Genomic DNA, 15,061 nt, shown 5'->3' on the forward strand with positions numbered 1-15,061 from the left:
CACGAAAGTGCCTATCGGAGCCACTCGGACCCTGGCGGAATGCACTTCATCCCCGTCGTGTCACGCCGTACGGGCGCGCCGCTCGAAGAGCCGCTGGAGCAGGCAGGCGACCAGGAGGAGCAGGCCGATGACGATCTTGGTCCACCAGGAGCTGAGCGTGCCCTCGAACATGATGAGGGTCTGGATGGTGCCGTAGATGAGCACACCGAACAGGGTGCCGACGACCGTACCATGGCCGCCGGTCAGCAGGGTGCCGCCGATGACGACGGCGGCGATTGCGTCCATTTCCATTCCGCCGGCGTGCAGCGCGTAGCCGGACACCATGTAGAACGTGAAGGCGACGCCCGCCAGCGCCGAGCAGAACCCGCTCAAGGTATAAATGAGCACCTTGGTCCGTGGCACCGGCAGGCCCATGAGCAGGGCGGATTGTTCGCTGCCGCCGATCGCGTAGACCGTGCGGCCGAAGCTCGTGTAGTGGGCGATGTAAATGGCCGCGGCGAACAGCGCGAGCGCGATGACCACGTTCCAGGTAATCGAGGTGTCGAACAGGAACGGAATGCGGTGCGACGAGACGTCGACGTAGAAACCGTTGCGGATCGTGATGGAGTCGATGCTGATGAGGTAACAGAGCCCGCGCGCCAGGAACATGCCCGCCAGCGTGACGATGAAGGGCTGCACCTTGAAGTACTGGATGACGACCCCCATCACGAGGCCGATGGCCGAGCCCATGGCCAGCACGAGCGGGATGACCACGGCAGGGCTCACGCCGTGCTTCTCGACGAGCGACGCCGAGACCATCGTGGTCAGCGCGATGACCGAGCCGACCGAGAGGTCGATCCCGCCGGAGAGGATGACGAAGGTCATCCCGATGGCGGTGATCAAGAGGAACGCATTGTCGATGAAGAAGTTGAGGAACACCTGTAGCGAGAAGAACCCGTTGAACAGGTACGACCCGGCCGCGAACATGAGCACGAACAGGCTGCTGGTGACCGCGAGCGGCAGGTGCCTCGGGTCGATCCGGACGGCGCGCCCGGTCGCGGCGGTGGTGCCGCTCCGTCCGGGCGCGGCGATGGTGCCGCTCCGTCCGGTCACGGCGGCGGTGTCGATCATGGTGTGACCAGCCTCCTCGTCCGTTGCTTTGCGATGAGATCCCTGACCTTCTGCGACTGCAGGATGGTGATCAGGAAGACGACGAGCGCCTTCACCACCAGGTTGACCTCCGGGGGCACGCCGGCGGAGTAGATGGTGGTGGTGAGCGTCTGGATGATCAGGGCGCCGACGACGCTCCCCGCCAGCGTGAACTTGCCCCCGGAGAGCGACGTCCCGCCCAGGACCACGGCCAGGATGGCGTCGAGCTCGAAGAGGAGGCCCGCGTTGTTCCCGTCGGCGCTCTTGACGTTCGAGCTCACGATGAGCCCGGCGATGCCGGCGCACAGGCCGCACACGGCGTAACAGGCGAAGGTGATCGTGCGCGCGCGGATCCCGGCCAGCCGCGAGGCGACCGGGTTCACGCCGATCGCCTCGATGAACATCCCGAGCGCGGTCTTGCGGGTCAAGAGCCAGACGACGGCGCTCACGCCCGCCACGATGAACAGCGAGACCGGGATCCCGAGGAGGAAGCCGTTCCCGATGACGTGATACGGGCTGTAGTAGATGGTGATGATCTGGCCGCCCGTGATGAGCTGGGCGATGCCTCGCCCCGTGACGAGCAGGATCAGGGTCGCGATGATCGGCTGCATGCCGAAGATCGACACCAGCGTGCCGTTCCACATGCCGAGCGCCAGCGCCACGCCCAGCGCGCTCCAGAGGACGATCGGCAGCGGGACACGCGTCGCGTCCACCATGCCGGTCCCGCCGCTCGGCGAGAGCTCGCCGCCGATCAGCACCGCCGCGACCGCGCCAGAGATGGCCACGACCGCGCCGACGGAGATGTCGATGCCGCGGGTGGCGATCACCAGGGTGAGCCCCATGGCGATGATCATGAGCGGCGACGCGCGGTTCAGGATGTCGATGACGCTGCCGTAGAGGTGGCCGTCCTTGACCGTGATCGCGAAGAACTGCGGATTGCTGACGAGGTTGAACAGAAGGAGGGAGCCGAGCATCGCCAGTGGCCAGAACGCGTTCCCGCTGGCGAGCCGGCGCAGGGAGGCGGCGGCCGCGCTCACGGCTGACCTCCCGCGATGATCTGGTAGACCGCCTGCTCGTCGGTCTTGTCCGTGGCGAGCTCCGCCACCTTGCGCCGGTCGCGCAGGACGACGACCTGGTCCGAGTAGCGCAGCGCCTCGGCCATCTCCGAGGAGACGAGCACCACCGCCATGCCCCGATCGCAGAGCTCCATGACCTTGCCCATGATTTCGCCCTTGGCCGCCACGTCGATGCCGCGGGTCGGCTCGTCGAGGATGAGCATGCGCGGATCGGTCACCAGCCAGCGCGCCAGGAGCGCCTTCTGCTGGTTGCCGCCGCTCAGCTTCGAGATGGGCACCTCCGCGTCGGCGGCCACGATGCCGAGCCGCTCGATGTAGCGGCTGGCGATGTCGTCCTGCTCGTCCCGGGACAGGTTGCGGAAGATGCCGCGCTTGGCCTGGAGGGCGACGACGATGTTCTCGCGCAGCGAGAGGTCGCCGAGGATCCCCTCGACCTTCCGGTCCTCGGGGCAGAAGCCGAGGCCGCGCGCGATCGCGTCGAGCGGCGAGCCGATGCGCGCCGGCTCCCCGTCGATCTCGATGGATCCCTGGTCCGCCCCGTCGAGCCCGAACAAGAGCCGCACCGTCTCCGTCTTTCCGGCGCCCAGGAGCCCGGCGAGGCCGAGCGCTTCGCCGCGCTGCACGTCGAGATCGACATCGCTGACGGAGCCCTTCTTGCCGAGCCCTCGCGCCCGCAACAGGGGCGCTTGCCCGCCCGCCGACGGCGCCCGCGCGCGCTCGGCCCGGGTCGGACCGTCCTCCGCGACCTCGCGCCCGACCATCCGCGTGACGAGCTCCATGCGCGACAGCTCGGCGGCCGGCGTCTCGCTGACCAGCTGACCGTTCCTCAGCACCGTGATCCGGTCGGAGATCTCGAACACCTGGTCGAGGAAGTGCGAGATGAACAGGATCGCCATCCCCTGCGCCTTGAGCCGCTGGATGACCGAGAAGAGCGTCTTCACCTCGTCCTCGGCCAGGCTCGAGGTCGGCTCGTCGAGGACGAGGATCTTCGCCTGGGCGCAGATCGCGCGGGCGATCGCGACGAGCTGCTGCACGGCGATCGAGAAGGTCGAGAGCGGCGCGGTGACGTCGACGTGGATGTTGAGGTCCGAGAGCAGGGCGCTCGCCTTCCGGCGCATCTCCCCCCACCGGATCGCGAAGACGCCGGCGTCCTCGCGCCCGAGGAAGATGTTCTCGGCCACGGAGAGGTTGGGGCAGAGGTTCACCTCCTGGAACACGGCGCTGATGCCGAGCGCCTGCGCGTCCTGCGGGCTCGAGGGCCTGATCTCCCGGCCCTCGAGCAGGATCTGCCCGTCATCCGGGGGGTGGACGCCGGTCAGGACCTTGACCAGCGTCGATTTGCCCGCGCCGTTCTGCCCCATGAGCGTGTGCACCTCCCCGGGCAGCATCCGAAAATCCACGGAAGAGAGCGCCTGTACGCCAGGAAATCCCTTGGAGATCCGCTTCATCTCGAGCACGGGCACGGCTCCGCTCTGCATCGCTCACGTCCTCCCCGGCGGCCTTCGCGGCGCCGCCGTCACGCGCGCTCAGTACTTGCGCTTCGGGAACTCCTGGGCGGCCGTCTCCATCGGGAAGACGCCCTCCTCGGTGACGATGCGCTTCGGCAGCTGCTTGCCCGCCATCAGGTCCTTCACAGCGGTCATCAGCTGCGGCCCGAGGAGGGGGCTGCACTCGACCGTCACGTTGAGCTTGCCGGCCATCATCGCCTCGAACGCGCCCTTCACCGCGTCGATCGAGATGATGAGGATGTCCTTGCCGGGTTTGAGCCCCGCCTCCTCGATGGCCTGGATCGCGCCGATCGCCATGTCGTCGTTGTGGGCGTAGAGGACGTTGATGTTCTTGCCCTCCGCCTTGAGGAACGCCTCCATGACCTCCTTGCCCTTGGCGCGCGTGAAGTCGCCCGTCTGCGAGCGGATGATCTTGAACTGGGGCTTGTCCTTGATGATCTCCTCGAACCCCTTCTTGCGATCGATCGCGGGGGCCGAGCCGACGGTGCCCTGCAGCTCGACGATGTTGACCGGGTCCTTCTGGTCCTTCGTCTTCTCGACCAGCCACTTCGCGGCGCGGCGGCCCTCCTCGACGAAGTCCGACCCCATGAAGCTGACCCAGAGGGTGTCGTCCTTCGTGTCCACCGCGCGATCGGTCAGGATGACGGGGATCTTGGCCTCCTTGGCCTCGCGCAGGACGGGCTCCCAGCCGGTCTCGACCACGGGCGAGAAGGCGATGACGTCGACCTTCTGCGCGATGAACGACCGGATGGCCTTGATCTGGTTCTCCTGCTTCTGCTGCGCGTCGGAGAGCTTGAGATCGATCCCGGCCGCCTTGGCGGACTCCTCGATCGACTTCGTGTTCGCGGTCCGCCACTCGCTCTCCGCGCCGATCTGGGAGAACCCGAGCGTGATCTGCTTATTTTCCTTCTGACAGCCCGGCCCTACCAGGATCAGCGCCAGCCCTGCCAGCGCCACCATCCCCGTGGTGACAAAGTTTCTCCTCTTCATGGCGCAGCTCGTCTCCTCTCGTCCATCGCCTCGTTCCATGAGGCACCTGAATCATCCTCGCCGTCGTCCCCCGACGTCCGGCGTCACTTCTGCCCGTAATACGCTTGCTTCCCGTGCTTCCGGTCGAAGTGCTTGCGCACGAGCGCGTCCGGCAGGCGCGCGGCGCCCGGGTGGATCGTGCGGGTGATGAACGCCATCCTCGCGATCTCCTCGAGCACCGCCGCATTGTACACGGCCTTCTCGGCGTCCTCTCCCCACGCGAACGGACCGTGTCCCGCCACCAGCACCATGGGTGTGTGAAGCGGGTTACGATCCCTGAAGCACTCGATGATCTGCTTCCCCGTCTCCGTCTCGTAGTCGCCCTCCACGGCGTCCGGCCGCATCACCTCGGTGCAGGGTACGTCCTCGGCCAGGTGATCCGCGTGCGTCGTACCGTAGATCGGGATCGGCGTGCCTGTCTGCGCCCATCCGGTCGCGTAGGTCGAGTGCGTGTGCACCACGCCACCCAACCCGCGGAAGCTCGCGTACAGAACGATATGCGTCCTGGTGTCCGAGGAGGGGCGGAGGTGTCCCTCCACCACCTTCCCCTCGAGATCGACCACGACCATGTCGTCGGCCGACAGCCGATCGTAAGGGACGCCGCTGGGCTTGATCGCCAGGACGCCCCGATCTCGATCGAACGCCGAGACGTTGCCGAACGTGTAGATCGCGAGCCCTCGGCGCGGGATCTCCATGTTCGCCGCGAAGGCGCGCTCGCGCAGCTCTCGATAGGTCGCGCTCACGTCGTGGCCCTCAGTGCGCCAGCCGGTAGGCGAGATCGTTCCAGCGGAGCTCGTTCTTGAGCGAGCGGATGTCGGTCCCTTCGCCGATGCGGACCAGCTCCACGCCGGCGATGGAGGCGAAGTCCTCCACGTGCGCCATGCTCACGGCGCGGCTGTAGGCGCAGTGATGGGCGCCCCCAGCCAGGATCCACGCCTCGCAGGCGAGCCTGAAATTGGGCTTCGGGATCCACACCGCGCGCGCCACGGGCAGCTTCGGCATCGCCTTGTCGGGCGCCACCGACTCGAGCTCGTTGGCGACGATCCGCATGCGGCCGCCCATGTCGATCATCGCAACGTTCACAGCGGGCCCGATCCCGGCGTCGAAGACGAGCCGGCACGGGTCCCCCTTGCCGCCGATCGAGAGCGGGTGGATCTCCAGCGACGGCCTCCCGGCGGAGATCGACGGACAGATCTCCAGCATGTGGGCGCCGAGGACGCGCTCGTGCCCCGGGACCAGGTGATACGTGTAGTCCTCCATGAAGGAGACGCCCCCGCGCAGCCCCGTCGCCATGACCTTCAGGGCGCGGACCAGGCCGCAGGACTTCCAGTCGCCCTCCGCCCCGAAGCCGTAGCCGTCGTTCATGAGGCGCTGCACGGCGAGGCCGGGGAGCTGCTTGAGACCGTGCAGATCCTCGAACGTGGTGGTGAAGCCGCCGAAGCCGCCCTCCTTCAGGAAGGAGCGCATCGCCGCCTCCTGCCTCGCCGCGTACCGCAGATCCCCGTGGCGATCTCCGCCCCTCCTCAGGGCGGGAGCGATGGTGTACGCCTCGTCGTACTCCGCCACCAGGCGATCGACCTCGCGCTCGTCGACCTCTGCGATGCGCCCCACGAGATCGCCCACGCCGTAGCCGTTCACCGACCAGCCGAACTTGACCTGCGCCTCGACGCGGTCGCCGCCGGTGACGGCCACCTCTCTCATGTTCATGCCGCCGAAGCGCGCGATCTTGAGCCGCCGCGCGTCGGTGATGGCGCAGGCGGCGCGCGCCCAGATGTCGAGCTTGGCGAGGACGTCGTCGTCCGTCCAGTGGCCGACGATGACCCTCCGGTCGATGCGCAGGCGAGCGCCGATGTACCCGAACTCGCGGTCCCCGTGGGCCGACTGGTTCAGGTTCATGAAGTCCATATCGATGCTGTCCCAGGGCAGCTCGCGGCCGTACTGCGTGTGCAGGTGCGCGATCGGCTTCTCCAGGCGCTTGAGCCCCGCGATCCACATCTTCGCGGGCGAGAACGTGTGCATCCACGTGATCACGCCGGCGCACCGCGGCGACGCGTTGGCCTCGCGACAGACGGCGAGGATCGCCTCGGGGCTCTTGAGCGTCGGCTTCCAGACGACCCTGACCGGGAGCTTGCCCGAGGCGTCGAGGGACGCGGCGATCTCCCGCGCGTGTTCGGCGACCTGCTTCAGCGCCTCCTCACCGTAGAGGTCCTGACTGCCGGTCAAGAACCATACCTCGAAGCCTTCTCGAAGATCCTGCATGGCGATCCCGCTCATTGCGTCAACTCCCTCTCAACAAACGATCCCAGCGCGACGTAATCCCGGTACAGCGCGTCATAGAGCCTGGCGCGCGTGGGATCCGGCAGATACCGGGCCTCGGTTCCAGGCGACATCGCGCGCTGCGCGTCCTCGACGGTGGCGTGAAGGCCGGCGGCGGTCGCGGCGAACATCGCCGCGCCCAGCGCGACCGGCTGCTCGCCGGCGCGGACCTCGACCGTCATGTCGAGCACGTCCGAGAGGACCTGCATGGTGAGGGGGCTCTTGCGGGCGACGCCGCCGACACCGATGATGCCGTCGATGCGGAGCCCCTCGGATCGGAACCGCTCGACGATGGCGCGCGATCCGAAGGCGATCCCCTCCACGAGCGCGCGGTAGATCCGCGGCGCGTCCGTGCCCAGATCGAGGCCGACGATGGCGCCCTTGAGCCGCTGGTCCGCGTCCGGGGTCCTGCGCCCGTTCAGCCAGTCGAGCGCCAGCACGGAGCTCCGCGCCGGCGGGATCTCCGCGGCCGCCCGCTCCAGCTCGGGGATGATCCGCTCGATCGCCGCATCGGCGAGCGTCACGTCGGCGACCGTCGTCCGGAGCGAGTGGCCTTCGCCGGGCAGGGCAGGGAGGATGGCGAGGAGCGGCCAGCTAAGGAGCTGCTTGAACCAGGCAAAGACGTCGCCGAAGGCGGACTGCCCCGCTTCGTAGCCGATCGCACCCGGGATGATCGAGCCGTCGACCTGGCCGCAGATCCCGGCGACGAGGACCTCCGGCGCGCCGGTCTTCGGCACGACGAGCATATCGCACGTGCTCGTGCCCATGACCTTGAGCAGGCGGTTCGGCTGGATGTTGCCGCCGACCGCGCCCATGTGCGCGTCGAAGGCGCCGACGGCGACGACGACGTCGTCCGGGATGCCGAGCGTCGTGGCCCACCCGGCCGAGATCGTCCCGAAGGGCACGTCGGCGGTCCAGGTCTGCGAGCCGAGGGTGGCCTTGAGCGCGGGCAGGCGCGGATGGAGCCTCGCCAGGAACTCGTTCGAGGGATAACCGTCGAACTCGGGGTGCCACATCGCCTTGTGCCCGGCGGCGCAGCGGCTCCGTCTGATCTGCCGGAGGTCGTCGGTGCCGGTCAGGACGGCGGGGATCCAGTCGCAGTGCTCCAGGACGGTGACCGCAGCGCGCGCGACCGCCGGGTTGGTCTCGAGGACGTGGAGCACCTTGGCCCAGAACCACTCGGACGAGTACACCCCGCCCTCGTACTTCGTGTAGTCCACGCCGCCCCAGGTCCGGGCGACGCTGTTGATCCGCGCCGCCTCGGCGACCGCGGTGTGGTCCTTCCAGAGGATGAACATCGCGTCCGGGTCCTCCTCGAAGCGTGGGCTGAGCGCGAGAGGCCTGCCCTTCGCGTCGGCCAGGACCGGCGTGGACCCGGTCGTATCGACCGCGATCCCGCGCACCTGCGCGGCGACGTCGCCGCCCGCCTGGTCCAGCGCCGCGCGGATGGACGCCTCCATGGCATGCAGGTAGTCGAGCGGATGCTGGCGGAACCGGTGCGCGCGCGCGTCGCAATAGAGGCCCTGCGCCCAGCGCGGGTAGGGCGCGACCGAGGCCCCCGCGAGCTCGCCGTTCCGCGTGTCCGCGACGACCGCCCGAACGGAGTCGGTGCCGAAATCGATCCCGATGACGAATGTTCCCTTGCGCATGACGACCCGTTAACCGAACTAAGCCAGTAAGGATGTGCCCCGGGTTAAATGTGAACGTTCACAATGTGACTGTCAATCACAATCTGCTGGATCGCGACGCTTCTGCCGTCCCGGAGGATGAACCAGGCTGCAACTCTCTTCTCGTGCGGTGAGGCCGGGAGGGGGCGATGGTCCGCCGGCTCACGCGACGACCACGACCACGACCACGACCACGTGAGCGTTCACGTTGGTGACCGATGGTGGTGGAGGGGGGCTTCGCGCCCTGAGCGTGATCGAACGAGCTTGGCGAACGCCTGTGGGGAAGCGGCTCAGCCGCCTTCGAGGCAGATCCTGCGCACGAAGCGCCTCACGGTCGAGGCGCGATGCTCGGCGTAGTAGCCATCCGCGGCCGCTCTCGACGCCTCGCCCGGCGCGTCGAGGCAGTTTGCGATGATCTCGTAGCCGTCCTGGAGATGGTTCGGGTCGCCGGGATGCGTGCGACGATATTCGTGCACGAGCTCCCGCATGCGCGCGCCGTTCCGCGCGCTCATCGCGTCGTTGAGCAGCCCGATCAGGCCGTTCTCATGCTGGATCTCGACGTGGCGCTGCGTGATGGGGTGGGGGTGGGCGGGGCCGTCGTGGCGGTCGTCAGGGCTCGGCCCGATGACGGGCAGGTCGTCGATCGCCGCGGCGAGCACGGTGCTGCCGGCCGACGCCCGTGGTTCGTTCGACCCACGGCGCGACGTTGCCTCGCGCGGCGCCTCCTCTCGCGACGTCTCCTGCCGAGAGGAAGGCAGCCGTCGCGCGTCGGGCTCTCGAGAGCGATGCACGAGGTAAAGCGCCGCGCCGAGGAGCAGCAGCGCGGCGACGGACCAGCGCGTGCGCGCCGACCTCATGGAATCGTCACGGTCCACGTCACCGTCTCTTGCGAGCGGGGCCAGTTGTCGCGACCCCAGCAGGGATCGTAGTAGCGGGGATTGGTCGAGGGAGGAGGGTCGAGGCACTCGCCGCTGCGGTAGCGCACGAGCTCTTCGCCGGCGTTGTCGTAGGCCTTGGCGACAATGGTGTGGGTGCCCGAAGCGAGGCCCGCCGCGGCGACGTTGTAGACGGGGCCGCCGTCCGTCGCGATCACCTCGCCGTCGAGCGTCCAATCCACGCTGATGACGTCGGGATCGATCACCTTGACCGCGAGCGTCGCCGGATCCGTGACGGCCCCTGCGGGCGGTTCGACCGAGTCGATCGGCTTGATGCGCATCCAGATGTCCATGATCATCTTCTCGCGCGAGACCGGGTTGAAGCTCGTGTCCTTGTTGTCTCCGAACAGGCTGTTCATCATCGAGTTCGAGGACGGGCGGTACTGTCCGCTATCCACGTAGCGGCTGCCGATGAACGTGCCCTGGACACCCGTGGCGTCGGTGGCGTCGTACTCCAGCCACTTGTCCCATTTGCCCGCCGTCGTCGTGCAGTTGCCCGTGGTGTTCACCTCGACGTACTCCGTGCCGCCGCCGCTGCACGTGTTCGCGCCGCAGGCAGAGCCCGTCGCCTTGGCGCAATACTCGTCGGCGAGCTGATGGAAGCCGTGGCCGCCTTCGTGCAGCGCCGCTCCGGCGGCTTCCTCATGCCCGCCGGACCAGAGCATCCAGGCCGAACCGGTGTTCCACCAGCGATCGTTGTTCAACACGATGGCGTGCCAGTCGACCTCGAAGTCCTCGGGGAGGTTCGCCTTGAGCGCCTGATCCGCCGCGCGGGTGTCGCACTCCGCGAGGCGGCTCTCGTCGTCGCCCGTGCAGCCGAGCGCTCCAGGGATGCCGTTCGAGCGGCTGACCAGCTTGACGGCGCAGATGTTGACGAACTTGCGATACCTGCCGTACGGCTCGCCGATCGGGCTGCTGAAGCGCTTGGCCATCGCCTCCTCGATGTGCTCGAGGTACGTGGTGTTCACGGTCGTGGCGTCGTAGCCGTCGCCCACGATGACGTAGTTGATGCGGTTCTCTGGTGGGCCCGCGCTCTCGATGGCCACGCCGTTCGCGCCGCAATCGAGCACGTAAGCGGAGTCGCCTCCTCCTGTGCCGCCGGGCACGAAGCTCCCCCCTGCGCCCGTGCCGGTCGAGCCGCTCTGGGCCGCGCCGCCGGAGCCCGGAGCTCCGCTGCCTGTCGCTCCGCTGCTTGCAGAGCCGCCGGACGCGGAGGTGCTGCCCTCCGACGGGCCCCCGCCGTCGGTCGTCGCCGCGGGGCTGTCCGACGCCTCTCCGCAGGCGCAGAGCGCCACGACGCTCAAGAGGTGCAGGTGGAAGCTCGACTTCATCATGTTCACCTCACGACCCTTCGCAGGCGACGTCCACGCCGAGCTCCACCGTATCCCATCCCCGAGGCTCCCCAGGCGTCAACCAAGCCCGTTCGGTCACGCAGGGCACGAAACCCGCCCCCTTCACCCACCCTCGTTCACCAACGTGAACGTTTACGTGGTCGTGGTCGTGGTCGTTCACGTGGTCGTGGTCGTTTACGGCCAACCGTTGACGACCACAACCACGTGAACGTTCACGTAAACGTTGGGATGTGGGAGGACTCGGCGCGAGGCTAGGTTGACGGCTACGTCCGGCCCACGGTCACCCGAACAGCCCCTCGATCGCCGTGGTGTGCGTGTCGTTGTCCCCCATCACGAGATCCGGGACCCCGAAGGAGCCCGCGATCGCCATCCACAGGTCGTTGGTGGAGCGGCCGCCGCGGTTGCCGTTGGTCCACACCTGCCCGCCGCGGAGCTTGGTGCCCTCGCCGCCGAACAGCACCCACGCCATCTTGTCCCAGTTGTGATGCCGCGTGCCGACCTCCGTGATGTACGGGACCAGCGTGGTGTCGAGCAGCGTCCCGCCGGCCACGTCCTTCGTCTCCGCGAGCTCCTTCAGGAAGCCGGCGACGTAGCCGGCGTAGAACTCTTCCACCCGCGTGAGGAACTCGAGGGTGTCGGGCGTATCGGGATCGTGGCTCGTGGTGTGGTGCACCTTGAAGATGGCGGAGTTGGGCGGCCACAGCTCGCCGAAGCTCACGTGGTTCGTGCCAGGGGACCACTGGAACGTGACCACGCGCGTCAGGTCGCAGCGGAACGCGGCCTTGATCACGGCGAAGTGCAGGGCGCCGATGCGCGCGTGCTTCACGTCGTCGCGCTCGTTCACGACGTGCGAGCTGCCGTAGGGATCGATGTGCCCGCTCACCTGGATGACCTCGGGCTCCTGGGGCATGCCGCAGGTCGCGGGATCCCTCGGGTCCGCGTCGAACTCCGCCTCCACCTCGCGGATGGCGGCGGCGTGCCCCTCCAGCGCGTCTCGCTGGGAGCTCGGCGCGAGGCTCTGAAGGCGCTTCAGGTCCTTCATTGCGAAGTCCAGCACGCTCTTCTTCTGCAGGCGCGCCCGCGCCAGGGCGTCCAGGTTGTCGTCCGTCGGGCCGCCCGGCATGAGCGTGCCGAACACCCGCCGGTACACCTCTTGCGGCTGGTAGTAGGGCTTCATCGGCGCGCGTGCGCCCGAGTAGGACATGTGGCGGGTCGACACCTCGGGCGTGTCGGCGCGGTTGTCGCAGGAGACCTGGAGGGACGCGATGGGCGTGCCCTGGAGCTCGGCCGCCTGCTTCACGAGCAGCTGGTCGATGCTGGGCGCCTCGGCCATCGGATCGTCGCCGCCGTTGCCCGGGTACAGCTGCTTGGTTCGCGTCCCCGTGCACATCAGCACCGTCCCGCGCTCGTGGCCGCCGCCGACAGACCCCTCGTGCGGCAGCTTCAGGTCGCGCATCACGACCATCCGAGACTTCATGGCCTCGAACGGGGTCAGGATGCGGGAGAGCGTGAAGTTGGTCCCGTTGCCTTGCGGCCAGTAGTTCTCGTACACGGTGCCCACCGGGCGCTGCACGATCAACAGGCGCCTCGGGGGCGCCGCGCCCTCGGCGGCCGACTCGAGGCCCTTGAGCACCGTCATGAGACCCGCGGCGGCGCCGATGCCTTGCAGGAAGCGGCGGCGAGACCATCCGTAAGAAAGGTTGTAGCCCACGGTCATTCCTCCCTGGCGCGCTCGGTCAGCGCGGGCGACGCCACGATGGCTTTCACGACGTTGGTCAGCGTCCGCTGGCCCTCAGGCAGCGCCTCGATCACGCGCTCGACCTGACAGTCACGGGTCTGGAGCGCCTCATCGTCCGTGCCGTAGGTCAGCAGATGCCGGGTGATGCAGGCGGCGAACCCGTCGTTCTGCGCGACGGCCTCGGCGAACTCGACGGCGCTCGAGTAGCTCCCCGCGACCTCGGCGATGTTGCCCAGGTTGACGCGCGCGTCGATCGGCTCCCCGTCGAGGGTGTCGCGGTACCGGCCGACCGGATCGTAGTTCTCGAGCAGCAGGCCGAACGCGTCGAACTGGGCGTGGCACGCGGCGCAGGTGGAGTTCGAGGCGCGCGCGTCGGCGCGCTCGCGCTCGGTCATGTCGGCCTCGAGCAGCTCCTTGATGGCGTCCGAGAGCTCCTCCGGGGGCGACGGGATCTTCCCGAGGCAGAGCAGCGCGCCGCGCACGAAGAGCCCTCGCGCCACGACGCTCGTGTTGTCGGTCCGGGCCAGCGCCGCGAGCAGGCCGGGCTGCGTGAGGATCCCGGCGCGCTCGTCGGCCGGCAGCTCGACCTTCGTGAACTCCTCCGGGCTCGCGCCCGTGTGCTCCACGCCGTAGACCTCCGCGAGCACGCGGTTCACGAACGTCTCCCTCGTGGTCAGCAGGGCCGACACGTCGGCTTCGCGGCTCCACAGCAGGTCCTCCAGGAGCAGCTCGGTCTCGTGGAACATGCTCCCCTGGAGCGCGGGGGTGTACTCGGGGAAGAGCCCTGGATCCTTCTCCGTGCCGAAGAGGTTGCTGAGCCCCCACGCCGCGATCAGCGTGGTGTTCAGGCTGCTGCGCGTCTCGGGTTTATCGAGGAGGCGCTCGGCCTGGCGCGCCAGCTCCTCCGGATCGTTCAGGGCGCCGGAGTCGGCGGCGGCGGCGAGCTCCGCGTCCGGCAGGCTGTCCGTCAAGAAGAACGAGAGCTCGCTCGCGACCTCGTGCGCGGCGAGCTTCACCACGTCACCGTCCGCGGCGCCGCCGAGCTCGGTGCGGTAGGAGAAGGAGGGGGACGCGATGAGCGCCTCGAGCGCGAGCGAGACGCCCCGCTCGTAGCTCTGCTCCTTCCCGAGCGCGTAGACCGACCACAGGTTGTCAAGCTCCGTCTGGTCCACGGGCCGGCGGAACGCCCGTTGCGCGAACTTCGTCAGGAACGTCTTGGCGCAGGCGTCGTCTCCGTCGGGGGCGCACCCCGTCACCTGCTCGAAGCGCCCCGAGATGCTCTCGGCCGCGTAGGCAGCCCTCGCGAGCCGCGTATGCACAAGGGAGGTCCCCACGACAAGGCCCTTCTTGGCAAACGGCTTCGTCCGCGCGTCCGGCGCCTGTTCCGCCTCGATGGCCTCGTCCCCCAGGAGATCCCGGATGGCGTTCATGAACTGCAGGTCGGCGAGCAGCACGACCCGCCGTTCGAGCCGCGGGTTGCACACGGCGTCTCCGCCGCCCGAGGAGCTCGTACCGCCGCCCGTCGGGTTCGCGCCGGCGCTCGAGGAGCCCGAGGAGCCCGAGCCGCCGGCGCCGATGTCGCCCACGCACCCTGCGACGAGGAGCGAAGTGCACGCGGCCGCTCGGAGCAGCCGTGAGGCTATCCCGCTGTGAATGGATGTTTCCACCTTCCATCGATCACACGCGGTGTCAGGACCGCTATCGTGGGAAGATTTCATGGCTCCGGCTGCGCGACCTCGGCCATCGAGCCACCTCGGTGCTTTGCGGGGCGCGCGCCTCAAGGCGGCGACCAATAAAGAAGATAATTTCACACGATCCCTCCTGTGAGTCCGCCCTGCTGTGTGAAAAAGTGCCTTCCTGACGTCCGGGACTGCGGTAGATGAGCTGGCGCCGCGCCGCGTAACACCTACACGAGCCGCCGCTGCCGCGCGGCCGACCCCAATGGGTCGGTGGCGCGGGAGGCGAGCGCACCGCGCAGCAGGTCAGACCCGCCGCCTCTCCTCGCGCTGACATCAATGACGAATGCCCCGGTGCGTATGACGTACGACGACGACCTGACCGGCGCAATGCCTAAGGATGTTTCCCAGATTGTGAACGTTCACATATCGAATGTCAACTAGAATCGACCGATGCCCAGCGATTTCTGAACCGGTTGAGTACGAGGGCCGGCGGCGCTCCTCCGGAGCGCCGCCCTCGTGGGGAGGAGAGGCCTGGCCGCGGACCCTGTCGACGTGGCCAGGCCGGCCGGCAGCCGTCGGCACGCCGTTCGCATGGGCCAAATCTGACAGCCGGCGTGAAATCTGCGGGATCGA

The 15,061-nt window shown here is 68.3% G+C and carries 11 protein-coding genes; all 11 read right to left on the minus strand.

All coding sequences use genetic code 11. The features are described 5' to 3' along the window. Positions 1-60 precede the first annotated feature (60 nt). On the minus strand, positions 61-1,110 hold the full coding sequence (gene yjfF, locus WMF11_RS18585; RefSeq protein ID WP_437553348.1) for a galactofuranose ABC transporter, permease protein YjfF: 1,050 nt from the start codon (positions 1,108-1,110) through the stop codon (positions 61-63). Next, positions 1,107-2,165, minus strand: coding sequence for an ABC transporter permease (locus WMF11_RS18590; RefSeq protein WP_437909712.1), 1,059 nt, complete (start codon positions 2,163-2,165; stop codon positions 1,107-1,109). The genes yjfF and WMF11_RS18590 overlap by 4 nt, the downstream gene beginning before the upstream one ends. Then, positions 2,162-3,682: a sugar ABC transporter ATP-binding protein gene (locus tag WMF11_RS18595; RefSeq protein ID WP_437909713.1), complete on the minus strand. Its 1,521-nt coding sequence runs from the start codon at positions 3,680-3,682 to the stop codon at positions 2,162-2,164. The genes WMF11_RS18590 and WMF11_RS18595 overlap by 4 nt, the downstream gene beginning before the upstream one ends. Positions 3,683-3,730: 48 nt before the next feature. After that, on the minus strand, positions 3,731-4,702 hold the full coding sequence (locus WMF11_RS18600; protein WP_437553354.1) for an ABC transporter substrate-binding protein: 972 nt from the start codon (positions 4,700-4,702) through the stop codon (positions 3,731-3,733). Between the two features lie 83 nt (positions 4,703-4,785). Continuing rightward, positions 4,786-5,484 (minus strand): L-ribulose-5-phosphate 4-epimerase, encoded by a 699-nt coding sequence (locus WMF11_RS18605; protein WP_437978407.1) that lies wholly within the window; start codon positions 5,482-5,484, stop codon positions 4,786-4,788. A 10-nt stretch (positions 5,485-5,494) separates the two neighbouring features. Further along, positions 5,495-7,000 (minus strand): L-arabinose isomerase, encoded by a 1,506-nt coding sequence (gene araA, locus WMF11_RS18610; RefSeq protein ID WP_437909715.1) that lies wholly within the window; start codon positions 6,998-7,000, stop codon positions 5,495-5,497. A gap of 11 nt (positions 7,001-7,011) precedes the next feature. Beyond that, the gene (locus tag WMF11_RS18615) at positions 7,012-8,706 is read right to left on the minus strand and encodes a ribulokinase (RefSeq protein WP_437909716.1); all 1,695 of its coding nucleotides are present in this window, start codon (positions 8,704-8,706) and stop codon (positions 7,012-7,014) included. A gap of 308 nt (positions 8,707-9,014) precedes the next feature. After that, on the minus strand, positions 9,015-9,581 hold the full coding sequence (locus WMF11_RS18620; protein WP_437978408.1) for a hypothetical protein: 567 nt from the start codon (positions 9,579-9,581) through the stop codon (positions 9,015-9,017). Further along, complete coding sequence (locus tag WMF11_RS18625) at positions 9,578-10,993, minus strand: M64 family metallopeptidase (protein ID WP_437978409.1); 1,416 nt, start codon at positions 10,991-10,993, stop codon at positions 9,578-9,580. The genes WMF11_RS18620 and WMF11_RS18625 overlap by 4 nt, the downstream gene beginning before the upstream one ends. A 298-nt stretch (positions 10,994-11,291) precedes the next feature. Next, positions 11,292-12,728, minus strand: coding sequence for a DUF1552 domain-containing protein (locus WMF11_RS18630; RefSeq protein WP_437909719.1), 1,437 nt, complete (start codon positions 12,726-12,728; stop codon positions 11,292-11,294). After that, positions 12,725-14,416, minus strand: a complete 1,692-nt coding sequence (locus WMF11_RS18635; protein WP_437978410.1) for a DUF1592 domain-containing protein — start codon at positions 14,414-14,416, stop codon at positions 12,725-12,727. Before WMF11_RS18635 ends, WMF11_RS18630 begins: the two co-directional genes overlap by 4 nt. Between the last annotated feature and the right edge of the window lie 645 nt (positions 14,417-15,061).

Origin of the sequence: Sorangium sp. So ce295 (assembly GCF_051527405.1) — a bacterium.
Classification (GTDB): domain Bacteria; phylum Myxococcota_A; class Polyangia; order Polyangiales; family Polyangiaceae; genus Sorangium; species Sorangium cellulosum_B.

What these genes read in the sequence shown, in the direction of transcription:
- yjfF (WP_437553348.1), bottom strand. Translation starts at nt 1,110, where the DNA reads ATGATCGACACCGCCGCCGTGACCGGACGGAGCGGCACCATCGCCGCG.
- WMF11_RS18595 (WP_437909713.1), bottom strand. Translation starts at nt 3,682, where the DNA reads ATGCAGAGCGGAGCCGTGCCCGTGCTCGAGATGAAGCGGATCTCCAAG.
- WMF11_RS18600 (WP_437553354.1), bottom strand. Translation starts at nt 4,702, where the DNA reads ATGAAGAGGAGAAACTTTGTCACCACGGGGATGGTGGCGCTGGCAGGG.
- araA (WP_437909715.1), bottom strand. Translation starts at nt 7,000, where the DNA reads ATGCAGGATCTTCGAGAAGGCTTCGAGGTATGGTTCTTGACCGGCAGT.
- WMF11_RS18615 (WP_437909716.1), bottom strand. Translation starts at nt 8,706, where the DNA reads ATGCGCAAGGGAACATTCGTCATCGGGATCGATTTCGGCACCGACTCC.
- WMF11_RS18620 (WP_437978408.1), bottom strand. Translation starts at nt 9,581, where the DNA reads ATGAGGTCGGCGCGCACGCGCTGGTCCGTCGCCGCGCTGCTGCTCCTC.
- WMF11_RS18625 (WP_437978409.1), bottom strand. Translation starts at nt 10,993, where the DNA reads ATGATGAAGTCGAGCTTCCACCTGCACCTCTTGAGCGTCGTGGCGCTC.
- WMF11_RS18630 (WP_437909719.1), bottom strand. Translation starts at nt 12,728, where the DNA reads ATGACCGTGGGCTACAACCTTTCTTACGGATGGTCTCGCCGCCGCTTC.